Source organism: Mycobacterium canetti CIPT 140010059 (genome assembly GCF_000253375.1).
In the GTDB taxonomy this organism is placed as follows: domain Bacteria; phylum Actinomycetota; class Actinomycetes; order Mycobacteriales; family Mycobacteriaceae; genus Mycobacterium; species Mycobacterium tuberculosis.
In genome coordinates, this window is record NC_015848.1 from 1 (window position 1) to 23,206 (window position 23,206).

The window sequence follows — 23,206 nt, forward strand, 5'->3', positions numbered from 1 at the left end:
TTGACCGATGACCCCGGTTCAGGCTTCACCACAGTGTGGAACGCGGTCGTCTCCGAACTTAACGGCGACCCTAAGGTTGACGACGGACCCAGCAGTGATGCTAATCTCAGCGCTCCGCTGACCCCTCAGCAAAGGGCTTGGCTCAATCTCGTCCAGCCATTGACCATCGTCGAGGGGTTTGCTCTGTTATCCGTGCCGAGCAGCTTTGTCCAAAACGAAATCGAGCGCCATCTGCGGGCCCCGATTACCGACGCTCTCAGCCGCCGACTCGGACATCAGATCCAACTCGGGGTCCGCATCGCTCCGCCGGCGACCGACGAAGCCGACGACACTACCGTGCCGCCTTCCGAAAATCCTGCTACCACATCGCCAGACACCACAACCGACAACGACGAGATTGATGACAGCGCTGCGGCACGGGGCGATAACCAGCACAGTTGGCCAAGTTACTTCACCGAGCGCCCGCACAATACCGATTCCGCTACCGCTGGCGTAACCAGCCTTAACCGTCGCTACACCTTTGATACGTTCGTTATCGGCGCCTCCAACCGGTTCGCGCACGCCGCCGCCTTGGCGATCGCAGAAGCACCCGCCCGCGCTTACAACCCCCTGTTCATCTGGGGCGAGTCCGGTCTCGGCAAGACACACCTGCTACACGCGGCAGGCAACTATGCCCAACGGTTGTTCCCGGGAATGCGGGTCAAATATGTCTCCACCGAGGAATTCACCAACGACTTCATTAACTCGCTCCGCGATGACCGCAAGGTCGCATTCAAACGCAGCTACCGCGACGTAGACGTGCTGTTGGTCGACGACATCCAATTCATTGAAGGCAAAGAGGGTATTCAAGAGGAGTTCTTCCACACCTTCAACACCTTGCACAATGCCAACAAGCAAATCGTCATCTCATCTGACCGCCCACCCAAGCAGCTCGCCACCCTCGAGGACCGGCTGAGAACCCGCTTTGAGTGGGGGCTGATCACTGACGTACAACCACCCGAGCTGGAGACCCGCATCGCCATCTTGCGCAAGAAAGCACAGATGGAACGGCTCGCGGTCCCCGACGATGTCCTCGAACTCATCGCCAGCAGTATCGAACGCAATATCCGTGAACTCGAGGGCGCGCTGATCCGGGTCACCGCGTTCGCCTCATTGAACAAAACACCAATCGACAAAGCGCTGGCCGAGATTGTGCTTCGCGATCTGATCGCCGACGCCAACACCATGCAAATCAGCGCGGCGACGATCATGGCTGCCACCGCCGAATACTTCGACACTACCGTCGAAGAGCTTCGCGGGCCCGGCAAGACCCGAGCACTGGCCCAGTCACGACAGATTGCGATGTACCTGTGTCGTGAGCTCACCGATCTTTCGTTGCCCAAAATCGGCCAAGCGTTCGGCCGTGATCACACAACCGTCATGTACGCCCAACGCAAGATCCTGTCCGAGATGGCCGAGCGCCGTGAGGTCTTTGATCACGTCAAAGAACTCACCACTCGCATCCGTCAGCGCTCCAAGCGCTAGCACGGCGTGTTCTTCCGACAACGTTCTTAAAAAAACTTCTCTCTCCCAGGTCACACCAGTCACAGAGATTGGCTGTGAGTGTCGCTGTGCACAAACCGCGCACAGACTCATACAGTCCCGGCGGTTCCGTTCACAACCCACGCCTCATCCCCACCGGCCCAACACACACCCCACAGTCATCGCCACCGTCATCCACAACTCCGACCGACGTCGACCTGCACCAAGACCAGACTGTCCCCAAACTGCACACCCTCTAATACTGTTACCGACATTTCTTCGTCGTTTGTTCTTGGAAAGACAGCGCTGGGGATCGTTCGCTGCATACCACCCGCATAACTGGCTCGTCGCGGTGGGTCAGAGGTCAATGATGAACTTTCAAGTTGACGTGAGAAGCTCTACGGTTGTTGTTCGACTGCCGTTGCGGCCGTCGTGGCGGTTCACGCGTCATGGGCGTTCGTGGTTGGCAGTCCCCACGCTAGCGGGGCGCTAGCCACGGCATCGAACTCATCGTGAGGTGAAAGGGCGCAATGGACGCGGCTACGACAAGAGTTGGCCTCACCGACTTGACGTTTCGTTTGCTACGAGAGTCTTTCGCCGATGCGGTGTCGTGGGTGGCTAAAAATCTGCCAGCCAGGCCCGCGGTGCCGGTGCTCTCCGGCGTGTTGTTGACCGGCTCGGACAACGGTCTGACGATTTCCGGATTCGACTACGAGGTTTCCGCCGAGGCCCAGGTTGGCGCTGAAATTGTTTCTCCTGGAAGCGTTTTGGTTTCTGGCCGATTGTTGTCCGATATTACCCGGGCGTTGCCGAACAAGCCCGTAGACGTTCATGTCGAAGGTAACCGGGTCGCATTGACTTGCGGTAACGCCAGGTTTTCGCTACCGACGATGCCAGTCGAGGATTATCCGACGCTGCCGACGCTGCCGGACGAGACCGGATTGTTGCCTGCGGAATTATTCGCCGAGGCAATCAGTCAGGTCGCTATCGCCGCCGGCCGGGACGACACGCTGCCTATGTTGACCGGCATCCGGGTCGAAATCTTCGGTGAGACGGTGGTTTTGGCCGCTACCGACAGGTTTCGCCTGGCTGTTCGAGAACTGAAGTGGTCGGCGTCGTCGCCAGATATCGAAGCGGCTGTGCTGGTCCCGGCCAAGACGCTGGCCGAGGCCGCCAAAGCGGGCATCGGCGGCTCTGACGTTCGTTTGTCGTTGGGTACTGGGCCGGGGGTGGGCAAGGATGGCCTGCTCGGTATCAGTGGGAACGGCAAGCGCAGCACCACGCGACTTCTTGATGCCGAGTTCCCGAAGTTTCGGCAGTTGCTACCAACCGAACACACCGCGGTGGCCACCATGGACGTGGCCGAGTTGATCGAAGCGATCAAGCTGGTTGCGTTGGTAGCTGATCGGGGCGCGCAGGTGCGCATGGAGTTCGCTGATGGCAGCGTGCGGCTTTCTGCGGGTGCCGATGATGTTGGACGAGCCGAGGAAGATCTTGTTGTTGACTATGCCGGTGAACCATTGACGATTGCGTTTAACCCAACCTATCTAACGGACGGTTTGAGTTCGTTGCGCTCGGAGCGAGTGTCTTTCGGGTTTACGACTGCGGGTAAGCCTGCCTTGCTACGTCCGGTGTCCGGGGACGATCGCCCTGTGGCGGGTCTGAATGGCAACGGTCCGTTCCCGGCGGTGTCGACGGACTATGTCTATCTGTTGATGCCGGTTCGGTTGCCGGGCTGAGCACTTGGCGCCCGGGTAGGTGTACGTCCGTCATTTGGGGCTGCGTGACTTCCGGTCCTGGGCATGTGTAGATCTGGAATTGCATCCAGGGCGGACGGTTTTTGTTGGGCCTAACGGTTATGGTAAGACGAATCTTATTGAGGCACTGTGGTATTCGACGACGTTAGGTTCGCACCGCGTTAGCGCCGATTTGCCGTTGATCCGGGTAGGTACCGATCGTGCGGTGATCTCCACGATCGTGGTGAACGACGGTAGAGAATGTGCCGTCGACCTCGAGATCGCCACGGGGCGAGTCAACAAAGCGCGATTGAATCGATCATCGGTCCGAAGTACACGTGATGTGGTCGGAGTGCTTCGAGCTGTGTTGTTTGCCCCTGAGGATCTGGGGTTGGTTCGTGGGGATCCCGCTGACCGGCGGCGCTATCTGGATGATCTGGCGATCGTGCGTAGGCCTGCGATCGCTGCGGTACGAGCCGAATATGAGAGGGTGTTGCGCCAGCGGACGGCGTTATTGAAGTCCGTACCTGGAGCACGGTATCGGGGTGACCGGGGTGTGTTTGACACTCTTGAGGTATGGGACAGTCGTTTGGCGGAGCACGGGGCTGAACTGGTGGCCGCCCGCATCGATTTGGTCAACCAGTTGGCACCGGAAGTGAAGAAGGCATACCAGCTGTTGGCGCCGGAATCGCGATCGGCGTCTATCGGTTATCGGGCCAGCATGGATGTAACCGGTCCCAGCGAGCAGTCAGATACCGATCGGCAATTGTTAGCAGCTCGGCTGTCGGCGGCGCTGGCGGCCCGTCGGGATGCCGAACTCGAGCGTGGGGTTTGTCTAGTTGGTCCGCACCGTGACGACCTAATACTGCGACTAGGCGATCAACCCGCGAAAGGATTTGCTAGCCATGGGGAGGCGTGGTCGTTGGCGGTGGCACTGCGGTTGGCGGCCTATCAACTGTTACGCGCCGATGGTGGTGAGCCGGTGTTGTTGCTCGACGACGTGTTCGCCGAACTGGATGTCATGCGCCGTCGAGCGTTGGCGACGGCGGCCGAGTCCGCCGAACAGGTGTTGGTGACTGCCGCGGTGCTCGAGGATATTCCCGCCGGCTGGGACGCCAGGCGGGTGCACATCGATGTGCGTGCCGATGACACCGGATCGATGTCGGTGGTTCTGCCATGACGGGTTCTGTTGACCGGCCCGACCAGAATCGCGGTGAGCGATCAATGAAGTCACCAGGGTTGGATTTGGTCAGGCGCACCCTGGACGAAGCTCGTGCTGCCGCCCGCGCGCGCGGACAAGACGCCGGTCGAGGGCGGGTCGCTTCCGTTGCGTCGGGTCGGGTGGCCGGACGGCGACGAAGCTGGTCGGGTCCGGGGCCCGACATTCGTGATCCACAACCGCTGGGTAAGGCCGCTCGTGAGCTGGCAAAGAAACGCGGCTGGTCGGTGCGGGTCGCCGAGGGTATGGTGCTCGGCCAGTGGTCTGCGGTGGTCGGCCACCAGATCGCCGAACATGCACGCCCGACTGCGCTAAACGACGGGGTGTTGAGCGTGATTGCGGAGTCGACGGCGTGGGCGACGCAGTTGAGGATCATGCAGGCCCAGCTTCTGGCCAAGATCGCCGCAGCGGTTGGAAACGATGTGGTGCGATCGCTAAAGATCACCGGGCCGGCGGCACCATCGTGGCGCAAGGGGCCTCGCCATATTGCCGGTAGGGGTCCGCGCGACACCTACGGATAACACGTCGATCGGCCCAGAACAAGGCGCTCCGGTCCCGGCCTGAGAGCCTCGAGGACGAAGCGGATCCGTATGCCGGACGTCGGGACGCACCAGGAAGAAAGATGTCCGACGCACGGCGCGGTTAGATGGGTAAAAACGAGGCCAGAAGATCGGCCCTGGCGCCCGATCACGGTACAGTGGTGTGCGACCCCCTGCGGCGACTCAACCGCATGCACGCAACCCCTGAGGAGAGTATTCGGATCGTGGCTGCCCAGAAAAAGAAGGCCCAAGACGAATACGGCGCTGCGTCTATCACCATTCTCGAAGGGCTGGAGGCCGTCCGCAAACGTCCCGGCATGTACATTGGCTCGACCGGTGAGCGCGGTTTACACCATCTCATTTGGGAGGTGGTCGACAACGCGGTCGACGAGGCGATGGCCGGTTATGCAACCACAGTGAACGTAGTGCTGCTTGAAGATGGCGGTGTCGAGGTCGCCGACGACGGCCGCGGCATTCCGGTCGCCACCCACGCCTCCGGCATACCGACCGTCGACGTGGTGATGACACAACTACATGCCGGCGGCAAGTTCGACTCGGACGCGTATGCGATATCTGGTGGTCTGCACGGCGTCGGCGTGTCGGTGGTTAACGCGCTATCCACCCGGCTCGAAGTCGAGATCAAGCGCGACGGGTACGAGTGGTCTCAGGTTTATGAGAAGTCGGAACCCCTGGGCCTCAAGCAAGGGGCGCCGACTAAGAAGACGGGGTCAACGGTGCGGTTCTGGGCCGACCCCGCTGTTTTCGAAACCACGGAATACGACTTCGAAACCGTCGCCCGCCGGCTGCAAGAGATGGCGTTCCTCAACAAGGGGCTGACCATCAACCTGACCGACGAGAGGGTGACCCAAGACGAGGTCGTCGACGAAGTGGTCAGCGACGTCGCCGAGGCGCCGAAGTCGGCAAGTGAACGCGCAGCCGAATCCACTGCACCGCACAAAGTTAAGAGCCGCACCTTTCACTATCCGGGTGGTCTGGTGGACTTCGTGAAACACATCAACCGCACCAAGAACGCGATTCATAGCAGCATCGTGGACTTTTCCGGCAAGGGCACCGGGCACGAGGTGGAGATCGCGATGCAATGGAACGCCGGGTATTCGGAGTCGGTGCACACCTTCGCCAACACCATCAACACCCACGAGGGCGGCACCCACGAAGAGGGCTTCCGCAGCGCGCTGACGTCGGTGGTGAACAAGTACGCCAAGGACCGCAAGCTACTGAAGGACAAGGACCCCAACCTCACCGGTGACGATATCCGGGAAGGCCTGGCCGCTGTGATCTCGGTGAAGGTCAGCGAACCGCAGTTCGAGGGCCAGACCAAGACCAAGTTGGGCAACACCGAGGTCAAATCGTTTGTGCAGAAGGTCTGTAACGAACAGCTGACCCACTGGTTTGAAGCCAACCCCACCGACGCGAAAGTTGTTGTGAACAAGGCTGTGTCCTCGGCGCAAGCCCGTATCGCGGCACGTAAGGCACGAGAGTTGGTGCGGCGTAAGAGCGCCACCGACATCGGTGGATTGCCCGGCAAGCTGGCCGATTGCCGTTCCACGGATCCGCGCAAGTCCGAACTGTATGTCGTAGAAGGTGACTCGGCCGGCGGTTCTGCAAAAAGCGGTCGCGATTCGATGTTCCAGGCGATACTTCCGCTGCGCGGCAAGATCATCAATGTGGAGAAAGCGCGCATCGATCGGGTGCTAAAGAACACCGAAGTTCAGGCGATCATCACGGCGCTGGGCACCGGGATCCACGACGAGTTCGATATCGGCAAGCTGCGCTACCACAAGATCGTGCTGATGGCCGACGCCGATGTTGACGGCCAACATATTTCCACGCTGTTGTTGACGTTGTTGTTCCGGTTCATGCGGCCGCTCATCGAGAACGGGCATGTGTTTTTGGCACAACCGCCGCTGTACAAACTCAAGTGGCAGCGCAGTGACCCGGAATTCGCATACTCCGACCGCGAGCGCGACGGTCTGCTGGAGGCGGGGCTGAAGGCCGGGAAGAAGATCAACAAGGAAGACGGCATTCAGCGGTACAAGGGTCTAGGTGAAATGGACGCCAAGGAGTTGTGGGAGACCACCATGGATCCCTCGGTTCGTGTGTTGCGTCAAGTGACGCTGGACGACGCCGCCGCCGCCGACGAGTTGTTCTCCATCCTGATGGGCGAGGACGTCGACGCGCGGCGCAGCTTTATCACCCGCAACGCCAAGGATGTTCGGTTCCTGGATGTCTAACGCAACCCTGCGTTCGATTGCAAACGAGGAATAGATGACAGACACGACGTTGCCGCCTGACGACTCGCTCGACCGGATCGAACCGGTTGACATCCAGCAGGAGATGCAGCGCAGCTACATCGACTATGCGATGAGCGTGATCGTCGGCCGCGCGCTGCCGGAGGTGCGCGACGGGCTCAAGCCCGTGCATCGCCGGGTGCTCTATGCAATGTTCGATTCCGGCTTCCGCCCGGACCGCAGCCACGCCAAGTCGGCCCGGTCGGTTGCCGAGACCATGGGCAACTACCACCCGCACGGCGACGCGTCGATCTACGACACCCTGGTGCGCATGGCCCAGCCCTGGTCGCTGCGCTACCCGCTGGTGGACGGCCAGGGCAACTTCGGCTCGCCAGGCAATGACCCACCGGCGGCGATGAGGTACACCGAAGCCCGGCTGACCCCGTTGGCGATGGAGATGCTGAGGGAAATCGACGAGGAGACAGTCGATTTCATCCCTAACTACGACGGCCGGGTGCAAGAGCCGACGGTGCTACCCAGCCGGTTCCCCAACCTGCTGGCCAACGGGTCGGGCGGCATCGCGGTCGGCATGGCAACCAATATCCCGCCGCACAACCTGCGTGAGCTGGCCGACGCGGTGTTCTGGGCGCTGGAGAATCACGACGCCGACGAAGAGGAGACCCTGGCCGCGGTCATGGGGCGGGTTAAAGGCCCGGACTTCCCCACCGCCGGACTGATCGTCGGATCCCAGGGCACCGCTGATGCCTACAAAACTGGCCGCGGCTCCATTCGAATGCGCGGAGTTGTTGAGGTAGAAGAGGATTCCCGCGGTCGTACCTCGCTGGTGATCACCGAGTTGCCGTATCAGGTCAACCACGACAACTTCATCACTTCGATCGCCGAACAGGTCCGAGACGGCAAGCTGGCCGGCATTTCCAACATTGAGGACCAGTCTAGCGATCGGGTCGGTTTACGCATCGTCATCGAGATCAAGCGCGATGCGGTGGCCAAGGTGGTGATCAATAACCTTTACAAGCACACCCAGCTGCAGACCAGCTTTGGCGCCAACATGCTAGCGATCGTCGACGGGGTGCCGCGCACGCTGCGGCTGGACCAGCTGATCCGCTATTACGTTGACCACCAACTCGACGTCATTGTGCGGCGCACCACCTACCGGCTGCGCAAGGCAAACGAGCGAGCCCACATTCTGCGCGGCCTGGTTAAAGCGCTCGACGCGCTGGACGAGGTCATTGCACTGATCCGGGCGTCGGAGACCGTCGATATCGCCCGGGCCGGACTGATCGAGCTGCTCGACATCGACGAGATCCAGGCCCAGGCAATCCTGGACATGCAGTTGCGGCGCCTGGCCGCACTGGAACGCCAGCGCATCATCGACGACCTGGCCAAAATCGAGGCCGAGATCGCCGATCTGGAAGACATCCTGGCAAAGCCCGAGCGGCAGCGTGGGATCGTGCGCGACGAACTCGCCGAAATCGTGGACAGGCACGGCGACGACCGGCGTACCCGGATCATCGCGGCCGACGGAGACGTCAGCGACGAGGATTTGATCGCCCGCGAGGACGTCGTTGTCACTATCACCGAAACGGGATACGCCAAGCGCACCAAGACCGATCTGTATCGCAGCCAGAAACGCGGCGGCAAGGGCGTGCAGGGTGCGGGGTTGAAGCAGGACGACATCGTCGCGCACTTCTTCGTGTGCTCCACCCACGATTTGATCCTGTTCTTCACCACCCAGGGACGGGTTTATCGGGCCAAGGCCTACGACTTGCCCGAGGCCTCCCGGACGGCGCGCGGGCAGCACGTGGCCAACCTGTTAGCCTTCCAGCCCGAGGAACGCATCGCCCAGGTCATCCAGATCCGCGGCTACACCGACGCCCCGTACCTGGTGCTGGCCACCCGCAACGGGCTGGTGAAAAAGTCCAAGCTGACCGACTTCGACTCCAATCGCTCGGGCGGAATCGTGGCGGTCAACCTGCGCGACAACGACGAGCTGGTCGGTGCGGTGCTGTGTTCGGCCGACGACGACCTGCTGCTGGTCTCGGCCAACGGGCAGTCCATCAGGTTCTCGGCGACCGACGAGGCGCTGCGGCCGATGGGTCGTGCCACCTCGGGTGTGCAGGGCATGCGGTTCAATATCGACGACCGGCTGCTGTCGCTGAACGTCGTGCGTGAAGGCACCTATCTGCTGGTGGCGACGTCAGGGGGCTATGCGAAACGTACCGCGATCGAGGAATACCCGGTACAGGGCCGCGGCGGTAAAGGTGTGCTGACGGTCATGTACGACCGCCGGCGCGGCAGGTTGGTTGGGGCGTTGATTGTCGACGACGACAGCGAGCTGTATGCCGTCACTTCCGGCGGTGGCGTGATCCGCACCGCGGCACGCCAGGTTCGCAAGGCGGGACGGCAGACCAAGGGTGTTCGGTTGATGAACCTGGGCGAGGGCGACACACTGTTAGCCATCGCGCGCAACGCCGAAGAAAGTGGCGACGACAATGCCGTGGACGCCAACGGCGCAGACCAGACGGGCAATTAGCCAGTCAGGCTCAGCGGCCGGGTACGAGTGTTAGGAGTCGGGGTGACTGCACCGAACGAGCCGGGGGCGCTTAGCAAGGGCGACGGCCCGAATGCGGATGGCTTGGTCGACCGTGGGGGTGCACATCGGGCAGCGACCGGGCCAGGCCGCATACCAGATGCTGGGGACCCGCCGCCGTGGCAGCGTGCTGCGACTCGGCAATCCCAAGCGGCGCAACGTCAGCCGCCGCCTGTATCACACCTTGAGGGGCGCCCGACCAACCCGCCCGCCGCCGCCGATGCTCGGCTGAATCGCTTCATCTCCGGTGCGTCTGCCCCGGTGACCGGCCCAGCCGCCGCGGTCAGGACCCCGCAGCCGGAGCCCGACGCTTCGCTGGGGAGTGGCGACGGTCCCCCCGCCGAGACCTATGCCAGCGAGCTGCCCGACCTATCCGGCCCGGCTCCGCGGGCCCCGCAACGCAACCCCGCGCCGGCGCGTCCCGCGGAGGCTGGCGCGGGATCGAGAGGGGATTCGGCCGCCGGTTCGAGCGGCGGTCGTTCGATTACCGCTGAGGGCAGAGAAGCCCGTGTCCAGCTGTCGGCGCGGCGAAGCCGCGGGCCGGTTCGAGCCAGCATGCAGATCCGACGGATTGATCCATGGAGCACGTTGAAGGTGTCGCTGTTGCTGTCGGTGGCGCTGTTCTTCGTCTGGATGATCACGGTCGCGTTCCTCTACCTGGTGCTCGGCGGTATGGGCGTATGGGCCAAGCTCAACAGCAACGTCGGTGACCTGTTGAACAACGCCAGCGGCAGCAGCGCGGAACTTGTCTCCAGCGGCACCATCTTCGGCGGCGCGTTCCTGATCGGCTTGGTCAACATCGTCCTGATGACCGCGCTGGCCACCATCGGTGCGTTCGTCTACAACCTGATCACCGATCTGATCGGCGGCATCGAAGTGACGCTGGCAGACCGGGACTAATGTTTTGAGAGTCGGGCGCCGGTTGCGGTAGTCTCGTCGCTCGGCCGTACGCGAGTACGGGCCTATAGCTCAGGCGGTTAGAGCGCTTCGCTGATAACGAAGAGGTCGGAGGTTCGAGTCCTCCTAGGCCCACGACCATGTGCCCGTCACGATGTTGGGTGAGGATCGCATTGCCACTGGCCGCGATCGCTGTGGCGGCTGTCGTCGTGCGGTTCCGACGCGGAGCCGATGTCTGGCATGTGGCCGGCGATCCACCTCCTGATCACATGACGGGTGACGAAGAGGGGCCTTAGCTCAGTTGGTAGAGCACCGCCTTTGCAAGGCGGGGGTCAGGGGTTCGAATCCCCTAGGCTCCACAAGTGAAAAGCGTAGCTCGGATACTTCGAATGACCACGTTTGATCACAATCGCGAGTGAAGAGGGCGTTGATGGCCACTCCGACGGCCTCGACACCCGACCCGTACAGGTGGCCGTAGCGGTCCAAGGTCAACCCGGCGGAGTCGTGTTCGAGCATGTTCTGAAGTGCCTTGAATTCGCCCCGGCCTGGATCGCCAACGACGCCGGGTGTGCCGAGCTCATGCAGTTTTGAACTCCTACACCACCGCCGGCTTCCCGGTAGCGTCCATCACAGTCTGAGGGAACAGCTGCGCCGCGGTCACCGCCTGCGACCACCACCGGCGCCGCACATGGCTGCCGCGCATGTAGCCGCCCGCCGAGTCCGGGAACGCTAGAAGCTCAGCAACCCATCGAACGCGGTCGGCCGGTTGTCGGCGTCCACGAGCACGCACCCTAGAGCGAAAGTCATGGATCCGCCGTTGGCGGGGTCTCCGGTATTGCCGGACTCGTCTATGTAAGCGACCAGCACGCGACGATGCTGGCACGATTCTTGGGCGATTGACCACAGTTACAGATAACTACTGTTAACCGCAGTTGTGTCCTTTCGCAGGTGGACTGAGTTGTAACCCATTGATCTGCATCATGATTCGCCTGTGCAAGGCGGGGGTCAGGGGTTCGAATCCCTAGGCCCCACCGTGTGACGACCGGCCTCAGGGGCGCGGTTGCACCTCGACGCTCGGTGGTCGGGGCGACGGCTCCGGTCGCGACGAGCGCCGGACGATGCTGAAGGCGACGGCACCGCCGGCGAGGATGGCCGCCGCGATCCCCGCGAAGATCCAGAGGTGGTGTTTGCTGCGACGTTGGGTCCGGGCGTCCTGTAGGGCCTGCGGTAGGTTGGCCACCACGTCCTGGGCAGCGGTCAGCTCTTGAGCGAGCGTCTCTTGGGCGGCAGCGACCTCGCGGGCCAATCGGCCTTCCCGGTAACGGCGGCGAAGCCCGGCCGCGGTCGACCGGGCGGACTGAAGCCCAAGTCCGACCCCGAGTTCGAGGAGGCCTCGGGTCACGTCCACCGGACCCACCGCAGAGTAGGCCAGACCCCGGGTCAGCCGCTCGCGTGGGGTCAACCGGGTTTCCACCTGCTCACTCATTTTGCCGCCTTTCTGTGTCCGGGCCGAGGCTTGCGCTCAATAACTCGGTCAAGTTCCTTCACAGACTGCCATCACTGGCCCGTCGGCGGGCTCGTTGCGGGTGCGCCGCGTGCGGGTTTGTGTTCCGGGCACCGGGTGGGGGCCCGCCCGGGCGTAATGGCAGACTGTGATTCCGTGACTAACAGCCCCCTTGCGACCGCCACCGCCACGCTGCACACTAACCGCGGCGACATCAAGATCGCCCTGTTCGGAAACCATGCGCCCAAGACCGTCGCCAATTTTGTGGGCCTTGCGCAGGGCACCAAGGACTATTCGACCCAAAACGCATCAGGTGGCCCGTCCGGCCCGTTCTACGACGGCGCGGTCTTTCACCGGGTGATCCAGGGCTTCATGATCCAGGGTGGCGATCCAACCGGGACGGGTCGCGGCGGACCCGGCTACAAGTTCGCCGACGAGTTCCACCCCGAGCTGCAATTCGACAAGCCCTATCTGCTCGCGATGGCCAACGCCGGTCCGGGCACCAACGGCTCACAGTTTTTCATCACCGTCGGCAAGACTCCGCACCTGAACCGGCGCCACACCATTTTCGGTGAAGTGATCGACGCGGAGTCACAGCGGGTTGTGGAGGCGATCTCCAAGACGGCCACCGACGGCAACGATCGGCCGACGGACCCGGTGGTGATCGAGTCGATCACCATCTCCTGACCCGAAGCTACGTCGGCTCGTCGCTCGAATACACCTTGCGGACCCGCCAGGGCACGTGGCGGTACACCGACACGCCGTTGGGGCCGTTCAACCGGACGCCCTCACGCCAAGTCCGCTCACCTTTGGCCGCGACCGGCGTAACCGGCAGCGGTAAGCGCATCGAGCACCTCCACTGGGTCGGTGCCGAGATCCCAGCGGGACAAAATCAGCAGCCCCCCGCTGACCGTTTCGATCTCGAGCAGGCGCACCAGGCGGCCGTAACGGCGAAACTCGTCGATTCGGATGATCTTGATATTGGAATGTCGTAATAGCTGCGTCCGGAACCAACCTCGGATCGCCAGGCCGTCGGGGGTAATTGCCAGCCTTGGACGTGCGCGCCAAGTGGCGCTCGCAAACAAGATCAGACCCAGCGCGGCAACTCCGGTCAACACCCGCCCGGGCGTGTCTGTGACTAAGGTCACAGACGCAATAGCCATCACGACTCCCCCGGCTCCGCAACCAGCGATTCCCGAGGTGCGAGGCGCCCATGCTGTTTGCTGCATGTATTCCTTAGACCCTCTCACCACTGCAGACAAAGTTATCCACAGACGCTATCAACAGTGGGGATGAATCACATGCGTGTGATTGAGTGACCAAAAGGTTGCTGGCACAGTAACGACCCGACCAGAATATGAATTCATTCTATCGGCGGCGTGGATCAATGCCAGCGCATCGTGAGCAACAAACCGGTGATCATGAAAGCGAACGCGATCGCATAGTTCCAGGGACCGAGTTGCGCCATCCAATTGAGCGCTGTGGGGGCTTGGCTGCCAATGGCTGCCAACTGAAACACCATTAACCAGATGAGTCCGATCAGCATCAGACCGATGAACAACGAGACGAACCATACGCTCGACGGTCCGACCTTCACCTTCATCGGCGTGCGGCTCACCGCGCTGACGGTGAAGTCGTTCTTCTTGCGGACCTTGGACTTGGGCATCACTTTCCTCGGGATCTGGCGGGACTACCTCGACAAGACGACGAATGGCCCGGGGTGCAACGATAGAAGTTGCAGCTGCAGGCATACCTTGTTATGAGACTAACCCACCCAACACCCTGCCCGGAAAACGGAGAGACCATGATTGATCGGCGCCGATCGGCGTGGCGTTTCAGTGTCCCGTTAGTGTGCTTGCTGGCGGGGCTGCTGCTGGCCGCCACGCATGGGGTGTCGGGCGGCACCGAGATCCGCCGCAGCGATGCGCCGCGACTGGTCGACCTTGTCCGTCGGGCGCAGGCATCGGTGAACCGTCTCGCCACCGAACGCGAAGCGCTGACCACCAGAATCGACTCGGTGCACGGCCGATCTGTCGATACCGCGTTGGCGGCCATGCAGCGGCGGTCCGCCGAGCTGGCCGGTGTGGCGGCTATGAATCCGGTCCATGGGCCGGGCCTGGTGGTTACCCTGCAAGACGCGCAACGCGACGCCAACGGCCGGTTTCCGCGCGACGCGTCCCCGGACGATCTGGTTGTGCATCAGCAAGACATCGAGGCTGTCCTCAACGCGTTGTGGAATGCCGGTGCTGAGGCGATCCAGATGCAGGACCAGCGCATCATCGCGATGTCGATAGCTCGTTGTGTCGGAAACACGTTGCTGCTCAACGGGCGTACCTATAGCCCGCCCTACACGATCGCCGCGATCGGAGACGCCGCCGCCATGCAGGCTGCTCTGGCTGCGGCTCCCCTGGTGACGCTCTACAAGCAGTACGTGGTCCGGTTCGGCCTCGGGTACCGCGAAGAAGTCCATCCTGACTTGCAGATAGTCGGCTATGCCGATCCCGTCCGGATGCACTTCGCGCAGCCTGCAGGCCCCTTGGACTACTGAACGACTGCCGGCAGGGTCAGGCGGTAGCCTGTCACGATGCGGATCCTGGTCGTTGACAACTACGACAGCTTCGTGTTCAACCTGGTGCAGTACCTCGGCCAGCTCGGCATCGAGGCCGAGGTGTGGCGCAACGACGACCACCGGCTATCCGATGAGGCCGCCGTCGCCGGCCAATTCGACGGTGTCCTGCTCAGTCCCGGTCCGGGTACCCCGGAGCGCGCGGGCGCGTCGGTGAGTATGGTGCACGCGTGTGCGGCAGCACACACCCCTTTACTGGGGGTCTGCCTTGGGCACCAAGCCATCGGCGTTGCGTTCGGCGCCACCGTGGACCGTGCGCCCGAGCTATTGCACGGCAAGACCAGCAGCGTATTCCACACCAATGTCGGTGTGCTACAAGGGCTTCCGGATCCCTTCACGGCCACTCGATACCATTCGTTGACAATTCTGCCTAAGTCGCTGCCAGCGGTGCTGAGGGTCACGGCCCGCACTAGCAGCGGTGTGATCATGGCCGTGCAGCACACCGGGCTGCCGATCCACGGTGTCCAGTTCCATCCGGAGTCGATTCTCACCGAGGGCGGGCACCGCATACTGGCCAACTGGCTCACCTGCTGCGGATGGACGCAAGACGACACCCTGGTACGTCGGCTGGAAAACGAAGTGCTCACCGCCATCTCACCGCACTTCCCAACTTCAACCGCTAGCGCGGGCGAAGCTACTGGCCGAACCTCAGCGTGATGATGCCGTCCCGGTTGACGCCGGTCCCCGCCGGCGGGTTTTGATAGACGACCCGGTTGTGTTGGGAGCCACCGGCGTCGACGTCGGCCCCTTTGTCGAGCATCCCGGTCCAGCCCAGCGCGCGCAATCGTGGTTCGGCGTCGACCCAGAACATGCCGGATAGGTCGGGCATGACGAATTGGTTGCCCTTGGACACCTGTAGTTCGATGACTGAATCGACCGGAACTGTGGTGCCTGCGGGTGGATTGGTGCCGGTCACCTCGCCGGCGGGACGGGGGCTGTCCACCGAGGCCTGACTGAATTTGGTGAAGCCGTAGACGTTGAGGTTCTTCTGCGCCACGTCGACGGTCTGGCCCGCGACATCGGGAATGTCTTTGGTCGCCGGACCAGAGCCAACGATGATGATGACCACATTGGTGATGGCCGACGTCTGGTTGGCTGGCGGGTTGGTCCCGATGACCTTGCCCACCAGTTCCGGGGTGGACGGCGAATTCGCTTGCTTGAAGCGGCCGAATCCGGCGGCAGTCAGTTTCTTGACCGCTTCGGCGTATGTCAGCGTGGAGACGTCGGGTATTTCGCGTTGCTCGGGTCCGGTGGACACGTTGACTGTGATCTCGTCGCCTGCACTCACCGACGTGTTGGCGGCCGGGTCGGTGCCGATAACGTGGTCCGGTGGGATTGTCGAGTCCGGCTTCTGCAAGGTGCGGATTTTGAAGCCCCGGTTTTGCAGTGTGGCGATGGCGTCGGCGGAGGATTGACCCCGAACGTCGGGAACTTGAACGTCGCGGGTGATGCCGCCGAACGTGTTGATGGCGATGGTTACCACGACGGTCAGCACAGCGAGCACGGCGACCACCGCAACCCAACGGCCCACCGAACCGATGCTGCGGTCACGGTCGGTGTCGTCTAAGTCCTGGCGTGGTAGCGGATCGGTGCGCGGACCGCTAAGGTTGCCGGCCGCAGACGACAGCAGCGAGGTCCGCTCGGCATCGGTGAGCACTTTGGGCGCCTCGGGCGGCTCACCGTTGTGCACGCGGACCAGGTCGGCGCGCATCTCCGCCGCTGTCTGATAGCGGTTTTCCGGATTTTTGGCCAGCGCCTTGAGAACGACGGCGTCCAGGTCGGCGGAGAGGCCTTCGTGCCGCGCCGAAGGTGGGATCGGGTCTTCGCGCACATGTTGGTAGGCAACCGAGACGGGTGAGTCGCCGGTGAAAGGTGGCTCCCCGGTGAGGACTTCATAAAGAACACAGCCCAAGGAATAGACATCGGATCGGGCGTCGACGGAATCACCCCGGGCCTGTTCGGGTGACAGGTACTGCGCCGTGCCGATCACTGCTGCGGTCTGGGTCACGCTGTTGCCGCTGTCGGCAATGGCGCGGGCGATGCCGAAATCCATCACCTTTACTGCATTGGTCGCGCTGATCATGATGTTCGCCGGCTTGACGTCACGGTGGATGATTCCGTTCTGATGACTGAAGTTCAGCGCTTGGCAGGCGTCGGCGATGACCTCGATGGCGCGTTTGGGCGTCATCGGCCCTTCGGTGTGGACAATGTCGCGCAGGGTAACGCCGTCGACGTATTCCATGACGATGTAGGGCAATGGCCCGGCGGGCGTTTCGGCTTCACCGGTGTCGTAGACCGCGACGATTGCAGGGTGGTTCAATGCCGCGGCGTTTTGCGCCTCACGCCGGAAGCGAAGGTAAAAACTGGGATCGCGGGCCAGATCAGCGCGCAGCACCTTGACCGCAACGTCGCGGTGCAACCGGAGGTCGCGGGCCAGGTGGACCTCGGACATGCCCCCAAATCCAAGGATTTCGCCAAGTTCGTAGCGGTCGGACAGGTGGGAAGGGGTGGTCATTGCGCTATCTCGTATCGGGCCAGCGACGCGCGCGAATGCGGTGTCGGCGGGACAACCCAGCTTTGCAGTCCAGAATGACGTGTTTCCCCGCGTTCCGTCCAATTGAGTCGCGGGCTAGCATCAGTCCCGCCAGTGTTGCTGGCCGGAGGGTTCCCGGTGGTGGTCACGGTCGGCGTCGGTGCCTGCTGCGGGCTGTTGTCCCCGGGCGCTTTGATGACGAGCAGCACGGCGATGATGATTGCCAGCGCCCCCAGCACCCCCGCGGCCCAGAGCAGCGCACGCTGACCGGACGAAAACGTGCGCCGCGGCGGCCGGTGACCACCCGTGGCCGGGCGGGATCGACGGGATGCCGCAGTCCGGCCAGCAGAGTTGGCCGCGACCCTGGCTGTCGTACCCGACGGAATGGCCGCCGGGGCGGCCCGGCCAGGGGGGGGTGTCTGGCTGGGCCGCGGGGGCCGGCGGCCGGCGCGCACCGCTGCCACCGCGTCGGCGAACGGTCCCCCACTGCGATAGCGCATCGCGGGGTTCTTCACCAGAGTTATCTCGATGAGTTCTCGCACATTGGGCGGCAGGTCGGGAGGCAGCGGCGGCGGCGGCTCCTTGATGTGCTTCATTGCCACGGTCAGGGCACCATCGCCGGCGAACGGCCGTTTACCCGAAACCGCTTCATACCCAACAACTCCCAGTGAATAGACGTCGCTGGCCGGGCTGGCGTCGTGACCGAGGGCCTGCTCCGGCGCGATGTATTGGGCGGTGCCCATCACCATGCCGGTCTGGGTCACGGGCGCTGCATCGACGGCTTTGGCGATGCCGAAGTCGGTGATCTTCACCTGCCCGGTGGGGGTGATCAAGATGTTGCCCGGTTTGACGTCGCGGTGCACCAGGCCAGCGGCATGCGCGATCTGCAGAGCGCGGCCGGTCTGCTCGAGCATGTCCAGTGCGTGCCGCAACGACAGCCGGCCGGTGCGTTTGAGCACCGAATTTAGTGGCTCGCCGTTGACCAGCTCCATCACCAGGTAGGCCGTGCGACCCTCCCCGTTCATCTGGCTTTCGCCGTAGTCGTGCACGCTGGCGATGCCCGGATGGTTCAGCATCGCGGTGGTGCGCGCTTCGGCCCGGAACCGTTCGATGAACTCCGGATCGGAGGAGAACTCGCTCTTGAGCACCTTCACCGCAACACGCCGGCCCAACCGGTTATCCACGGCCTCCCAGACTTGGCCCATACCACCGGTGGCGATGAGGCGCTGCAGGCGGTATCTGCCCGACAGCGTCACGCCAACTCGGGGGCTCATGGTTCCCCCTGCAGTGCGGCTTCGATCACCGCCCGCCCGATCGGTGCCGCGAGGGCACCTCCGGTGGCGGACAGCCGATCAGCCCCGTTCTCCACCAGCACGGCAACAGCCACCTTGGGCGCTTGTGCGGGCGCAAAGGCGATGTACCAAGCGTGCGGTGGAGTGTGACGAGGGTCGGTGCCATGTTCGGCGGTGCCCGTCTTGGATGCGATCTGCACGCCGGGGATTGCCCCTTTCTGCTGTGCGACTTTCTCGGCGCCGACCATCAGCTCTGTTAGCTTAGCGGCGACCTGCGGTGACACCGCGCGGCGCTGCTGGTATCCGACGGTGGTTGAGATATTGGCTAGGTCCGGTCCCTTGAGGCTGCCGACTAGATAAGGCCTCATCGTAATGCCGCCGTTTGCGATGGTCGCGGCTATTTCTGCGTTCGCTAGCGGGGTCAGCGCAACGTCCTTTTGGCCGATACTGGTCATCCCTAGTGCGGCGCTGTCCGGGATAGGCCCGACGGTTGATTCCGCCACTTGCAGCGGAGTTGGGCGCGGTGGGCTATCGAGACCGAACGCGCGCGCCATGCTGCGCAGGGCGTCGGCGCCGGTGCGGATGCCCAGCTGGACGAATGCGGTGTTGCATGATTTGACGAATGCCTCACGCAGCGACACGGTGGGTTCGTCCCCGCACGGCGCGCCGCCGTAGTTCTCTAGCTGGGCGGTGCTGCCTGGCAACGGAATTGTGGGCGCCGCAGTCAGCTGTTCGGTCTCGGTGGCCCCGGCGGCCAGCGCGGCCGCAGTGGTGATCACTTTGAAAGTCGAACCCGGTGGATACGTCTCAGAGATGGCACGGTTGGTCAGTGGAGAGGCGGGATTGTCGCCAAGCCGCTGCCAGGCTTGCGCCTGCACCTCGGGGTTATGCGACGCCAGCAGGTTGGGGTCGTAGGACGGAGAAGACACCAACGCCAAAATCTTGCCGGTTGATGGCTCAAGGGCGACCACCGCTCCCTTACAGGGCCCGTAGCAGCCTTGCTGCATCGCGTCCCAGCCGGCTTGCTGAATGCGCGGGTTGATCGTGGTATCGACATTACCGCCGCGTGGGTCGCGACCGGTGAAGAAGTCGGCCAGCCGGCGGCCGAACAGACGGCGGTCGGACCCGTTCAATATCGGGTCCTCGGCTCGTTCTAGGGCGGTGCTGGAATAGCGCAGGGAGTAGAAGCCGGTAACCGGCGCGTACACCTCAGGATTGGGATAGACCCGCAGGAAACGAAAGCGGCCGTCGGTGGCTACCGAGTACGCCAGCAGTTGGCCACCAGCGGTGATCTGGCCGCGCTGCCGTGAATACTCGTCGAGCAACACTCGCTGGTTGCGGGGATCGGCACGCAGCCCGTCGGCGGTGAAGACCTGCGTCATGGTCGCGTTGAGCAGTAGCAACACGATCAACGCCATCACGGTCACCGATATTCGGCGCAGAGAGGCGTTCATACGCGTTCGATGACCTCGGTGCCGGCCGCCGTAATCGGCGACTTATTTCGTGGGCGGGTGCGCAGTGGGCGGCGGGCTCCGTGCGAGATGCGTGCCAGGATGGCCAGCAATATGTAGTTGGCCAGCAGTGAAGACCCGCCGTAGGACATCCACGGTGTGGTCAACCCGGTCAGCGGAATGAGTCGGGTCACACCGCCGACGACGATGAACAGCTGAATGGCTAGCGTCGATGAGAGGCCGGCGGCCAGCAGCTTGCCGAAGCTATCGCGGGTGGCGATGGCCGTGCGCAAACCCCGGATGATCACGATGGTGTAGAGCATCAGGATGGCCGTCAAGCCCACCAACCCAAGCTCTTCGCCGAACGCGGCGATGATGAAATCGGTGGATGCCGCGGGCACGGTGTCGGGTTGACCATTACCGAGCCCGGTGCCGAAGATACCGCCGGTAGCGAAGCTGAAAAGCGACTGCACGATCTGATATCCGGTGCCGTCTGGATCTGCGAACGGATCCAGCCAGGTCTGTACGCGGAGCCGGACGTGCTCAAAAATGAAGTACGCCACCAAGGTTCCTGCCGCGAACAGAGTCAGGCCGATGACGACCCAACTGAACCGCTGGGTGGCGAGGTAAACCACCACCAGAAACGATGTGTACAGCAGCAGCGAAGCGCCGAGGTCTTTCTCGAAGACCATCACACCCACCGAGATGACCCAGGCTGCCAACAGTGGCGCGAGGTCTCGCGGGCGCGGCAGGGTCATTCCGAGCAAATGTTTGCCGGCGCTGGTGAACAGGCCGCGTTTGGCCACCAGTACCGCCGAAAAGAAGATCAGCAGCAGAATCTTTGAAAATTCGGCGGGTTGAATCGAGAAGCCGGGCAACCGGATCCAGATCTTGGCGCCGTTCTGTTCGGACAGTGCTGCCGGGAGCAGCGCGGGAACTGCCAAGAAAACCAGACCCGCGAGCCCGCAAATGTAGCCGTAGCGTGCGAGCTGTCGGTGGTCCTTGAGGAAGGTCACCACGAGCGCGAAGGCAGCTACGCCCACCAGCGTCCACAGCATCTGCTGGTTTGCGCTGGGGTGCCGATGCTCGCCGATCTCGTTGTCCACCAGATCGAGGCGGTGGATCATTACCAGGCCAAGTCCGTTGAGCAGTGCCACCACCGGGAGCAACAGCGGGTCAGTGTAGGGGGCGAAGCGCCGGATGGCCAGATGCGCGGATCCGAACAGGGTCAGGAAGGCCAGTCCGTAGCTAGTCAAGTCCCAGGGCACCCCCTGGTCTTGATTGGCCTGCACGATCAGCAGTGCGGCAAACGTGATTACGGCGGCAAAGCACAGCAGCAGCAGTTCAGCGTTGCGCCGAGTCGGCAACGGGGGCGTTACGGCCACCGGCGCTTGCAGTCGTGTCGTCATGCCGCCGCCCGGCAGTCGATGCCCGGCTGAGGCGGGGGTGGCGGAAGTGCGGCCATCGTCGGCGAGCTGGTGACGGGCCAAGGCGTCGGCGGCGACGCGGGCGCTGCCGGGGAGGCACTCGTGGGGATGGCAGGAGTAGTTCCGGTGGGGGCCGACGCGGAGGTGGTGGGTGATGGAGCGGCTGGCGAGGAGGTGACGTTTGGTTCGGTTGTCTCGCTGGTGGTGGGTGGGGCCGGGCGCCCGGGCGGGGACGTGGCACGCGGCGCCGGGCAAGGCGGCAGCAGGGAGTTGGCCGCCAGTTCGCGCAACTGCCCGATGGCGTCATCGAGAGTGCCGGCCGGGAGACCGGCCCGAACCTGTGCGCGCTCCGGCGGTCGCAGATCCTCCAGTTTCATCAGATGGCAGTCGAGAGGGCCCCCAGACTGTCCGTAGCTGATCTGCGACAGCTCGTTACGCGGGCTGAGGCAGCCCATCAGGTAAGGCTGGTGCAGGGACATGCCCAGTAGCGACCCTTGAATCCCCCGCATGATGGACACGCTGCCGGCGTAGTCCGCTACGTAGTAGTTGCTGCGGATGATCGCGCGACCAATGAGCAGGCCCGCAGTCATCAGCACGGTCACCAGTGCGACAACGAATGCTAGCCGTCGGCCCGACCACCGTGGCCGACTGAATGTATCGGCCTGTGGCGGAACGCGTTTAACGATCTCCTTGCGCTGGCTGATGGCAGAGGCCCGGCCGGCGGCGGTGTTGGGCAGGGTCAGTTGGTCGTCGTCGCCTGAGACCGCCCCGGCCAGAATCGGTTGGGTCTGGCCGTAGTCGTAGTCGACGACGTCGGCGACGACGACAGTGACGTTGTCGGGGCCGCCGCCGCGCAGCGCCAGTTCAATGAGGCGGTGAGCGCTCTCGGCAACCTCGGGGATCTGCAGGGCCTCGAGGATAGTTTCATCGCTAACCGGATCGGACAACCCGTCCGAGCACAGCAGGTAACGATCACCGGCGCGGGCTTCTCGCATGGTCAGCGTCGGTTCGACCTCATGGCCGGTCAACGCCCGCATGATCAACGAGCGTTGCGGGTGGCTGTGCGCCTCCTCCGGGGTGATCCGGCCTTCGTCGACCAGCGTTTGGACAAACGTGTCGTCCTTGGTGATCTGCGTCAGCTCACCGTCGCGCAGCAGGTAACCGCGCGAGTCACCGATATGCACCAGGCCGAGCCGGTTGCCCGCGAACAGGATTGCGGTGAGCGTGGTACCCATGCCTTCGAGATCGGGCTCCATCTCGACTTGCGCTGCGATAGCCGAGTTGCCGGCGCGCACCGCGGCATCCAGCTTGGCCAGCAGATCGCCACCGGGCTCGTCGTCATCGAGATGGGCCAATGCGGCAATCACCAACTGGGACGCCACCTCGCCGGCCGCATGCCCACCCATGCCGTCGGCCAGGGCCAATAGCCGTGCCCCAGCGTAGACTGAGTCTTCGTTGTTGGCGCGTACCAAGCCGCGATCGCTGCGCGCCGCGTATCGCAGGACCAGGGTCACGAGCGCCACTCTCCCCCGCAAGCGGGTGGGGGTACCCCCCACTTGTGGGGGCGCGCCCCCACCGCTTCTCTGCGCTCTGCATCGTCG

19 protein-coding genes and 2 tRNA genes are annotated in these 23,206 nt (G+C 63.2%); 12 read left to right on the forward strand and 9 right to left on the reverse strand.

The features are described 5' to 3' along the window. The 9 genes from dnaA (at nucleotide 1) to MCAN_RS00045 (ending at nucleotide 11,131) form a co-directional block, all read left to right on the forward strand. Complete coding sequence (dnaA, locus tag MCAN_RS00005; RefSeq protein ID WP_003400253.1) at nucleotides 1-1,524, forward strand: chromosomal replication initiator protein DnaA; 1,524 nt, start codon at nucleotides 1-3, stop codon at nucleotides 1,522-1,524. Between the two features lie 527 nt (nucleotides 1,525-2,051). After that, entirely contained in the window at nucleotides 2,052-3,260 is a 1,209-nt protein-coding gene (gene dnaN / locus MCAN_RS00010) for a DNA polymerase III subunit beta (RefSeq protein WP_013999993.1), read from the forward strand. A gap of 19 nt (nucleotides 3,261-3,279) precedes the next feature. Beyond that, nucleotides 3,280-4,437: a DNA replication/repair protein RecF gene (recF, locus tag MCAN_RS00015; protein WP_013999994.1), complete on the forward strand. Its 1,158-nt coding sequence runs from the start codon at nucleotides 3,280-3,282 to the stop codon at nucleotides 4,435-4,437. Further along, nucleotides 4,434-4,997, forward strand: a complete 564-nt coding sequence (locus tag MCAN_RS00020; RefSeq protein ID WP_003899769.1) for a DNA replication protein DciA — start codon at nucleotides 4,434-4,436, stop codon at nucleotides 4,995-4,997. The genes recF and MCAN_RS00020 overlap by 4 nt, the downstream gene beginning before the upstream one ends. A gap of 242 nt (nucleotides 4,998-5,239) precedes the next feature. Beyond that, entirely contained in the window at nucleotides 5,240-7,267 is a 2,028-nt protein-coding gene (gyrB, locus tag MCAN_RS00025) for a DNA topoisomerase (ATP-hydrolyzing) subunit B (RefSeq protein WP_003917863.1), read from the forward strand. 34 nt (nucleotides 7,268-7,301) lie between these two features. Next, on the forward strand, nucleotides 7,302-9,818 hold the full coding sequence (gene gyrA / locus MCAN_RS00030; RefSeq protein WP_003400286.1) for a DNA topoisomerase (ATP-hydrolyzing) subunit A: 2,517 nt from the start codon (nucleotides 7,302-7,304) through the stop codon (nucleotides 9,816-9,818). A 42-nt stretch (nucleotides 9,819-9,860) separates the two neighbouring features. Further along, nucleotides 9,861-10,775 carry a DUF3566 domain-containing protein gene (locus MCAN_RS00035; protein WP_013999995.1) on the forward strand — a complete coding sequence of 305 codons (915 nt, stop codon included), beginning with the start codon at nucleotides 9,861-9,863 and terminating at the stop codon, nucleotides 10,773-10,775. Nucleotides 10,776-10,833: 58 nt separating this feature from the next. Next, nucleotides 10,834-10,907, forward strand: a tRNA-Ile gene (locus tag MCAN_RS00040). A gap of 151 nt (nucleotides 10,908-11,058) precedes the next feature. Then, nucleotides 11,059-11,131, forward strand: a tRNA-Ala gene (locus tag MCAN_RS00045). Between the two features lie 370 nt (nucleotides 11,132-11,501). Here the strand turns inward: MCAN_RS00045 and MCAN_RS22240 are convergent. Further along, nucleotides 11,502-11,639 (reverse strand): hypothetical protein, encoded by a 138-nt coding sequence (locus MCAN_RS22240; protein WP_003400297.1) that lies wholly within the window; start codon nucleotides 11,637-11,639, stop codon nucleotides 11,502-11,504. Between the two features lie 181 nt (nucleotides 11,640-11,820). Further along, nucleotides 11,821-12,258, reverse strand: a complete 438-nt coding sequence (gene cwsA, locus MCAN_RS00055; protein ID WP_003400307.1) for a cell wall synthesis protein CwsA — start codon at nucleotides 12,256-12,258, stop codon at nucleotides 11,821-11,823. Between the two features lie 156 nt (nucleotides 12,259-12,414). Between cwsA and ppiA the strand changes: the two genes are divergently transcribed. Continuing rightward, a complete protein-coding gene (gene ppiA, locus MCAN_RS00060; RefSeq protein WP_003400321.1) occupies nucleotides 12,415-12,963 on the forward strand; it encodes a peptidylprolyl isomerase PpiA in 549 nt (182 codons plus the stop codon). Nucleotides 12,964-13,079: 116 nt separating this feature from the next. On the opposite strand, the gene MCAN_RS00065 is transcribed toward ppiA, so the two are convergent. Both MCAN_RS00065 and crgA read right to left on the reverse strand, forming a co-directional pair. After that, nucleotides 13,080-13,505 carry a PH domain-containing protein gene (locus tag MCAN_RS00065; protein WP_003899772.1) on the reverse strand — a complete coding sequence of 142 codons (426 nt, stop codon included), beginning with the start codon at nucleotides 13,503-13,505 and terminating at the stop codon, nucleotides 13,080-13,082. A gap of 155 nt (nucleotides 13,506-13,660) precedes the next feature. Beyond that, a complete protein-coding gene (gene crgA, locus MCAN_RS00070; RefSeq protein WP_003400344.1) occupies nucleotides 13,661-13,942 on the reverse strand; it encodes a cell division protein CrgA in 282 nt (93 codons plus the stop codon). A 138-nt stretch (nucleotides 13,943-14,080) separates the two neighbouring features. Between crgA and MCAN_RS00075 the strand changes: the two genes are divergently transcribed. Both MCAN_RS00075 and MCAN_RS00080 read left to right on the forward strand, forming a co-directional pair. Then, nucleotides 14,081-14,824, forward strand: a complete 744-nt coding sequence (locus MCAN_RS00075; protein ID WP_015291828.1) for a DUF881 domain-containing protein — start codon at nucleotides 14,081-14,083, stop codon at nucleotides 14,822-14,824. A 36-nt stretch (nucleotides 14,825-14,860) separates the two neighbouring features. Then, entirely contained in the window at nucleotides 14,861-15,559 is a 699-nt protein-coding gene (locus MCAN_RS00080) for an aminodeoxychorismate/anthranilate synthase component II (protein ID WP_003400352.1), read from the forward strand. On the opposite strand, the gene pknB is transcribed toward MCAN_RS00080, so the two are convergent. Genes pknB through pstP form a run of 5 tightly spaced genes read right to left on the reverse strand, consistent with a single transcriptional unit; the run spans nucleotide 15,537 to nucleotide 23,119 of the window. Beyond that, on the reverse strand, nucleotides 15,537-17,417 hold the full coding sequence (pknB, locus tag MCAN_RS00085) for a Stk1 family PASTA domain-containing Ser/Thr kinase (protein ID WP_003400356.1): 1,881 nt from the start codon (nucleotides 17,415-17,417) through the stop codon (nucleotides 15,537-15,539). The genes MCAN_RS00080 and pknB overlap by 23 nt on opposite strands. After that, a complete protein-coding gene (gene pknA, locus MCAN_RS00090) occupies nucleotides 17,414-18,709 on the reverse strand; it encodes a serine/threonine protein kinase PknA (protein WP_003400358.1) in 1,296 nt (431 codons plus the stop codon). The genes pknB and pknA overlap by 4 nt, the downstream gene beginning before the upstream one ends. Beyond that, complete coding sequence (gene pbpA / locus MCAN_RS00095; protein WP_003899775.1) at nucleotides 18,706-20,181, reverse strand: D,D-transpeptidase PbpA; 1,476 nt, start codon at nucleotides 20,179-20,181, stop codon at nucleotides 18,706-18,708. Before pbpA ends, pknA begins: the two co-directional genes overlap by 4 nt. Next, complete coding sequence (gene rodA, locus MCAN_RS00100) at nucleotides 20,178-21,587, reverse strand: cell shape-determining peptidoglycan glycosyltransferase RodA (RefSeq protein WP_013999996.1); 1,410 nt, start codon at nucleotides 21,585-21,587, stop codon at nucleotides 20,178-20,180. Before rodA ends, pbpA begins: the two co-directional genes overlap by 4 nt. After that, complete coding sequence (gene pstP / locus MCAN_RS00105) at nucleotides 21,584-23,119, reverse strand: serine/threonine phosphatase PstP (RefSeq protein WP_015385224.1); 1,536 nt, start codon at nucleotides 23,117-23,119, stop codon at nucleotides 21,584-21,586. Before pstP ends, rodA begins: the two co-directional genes overlap by 4 nt. Nucleotides 23,120-23,206 lie beyond the last annotated feature (87 nt).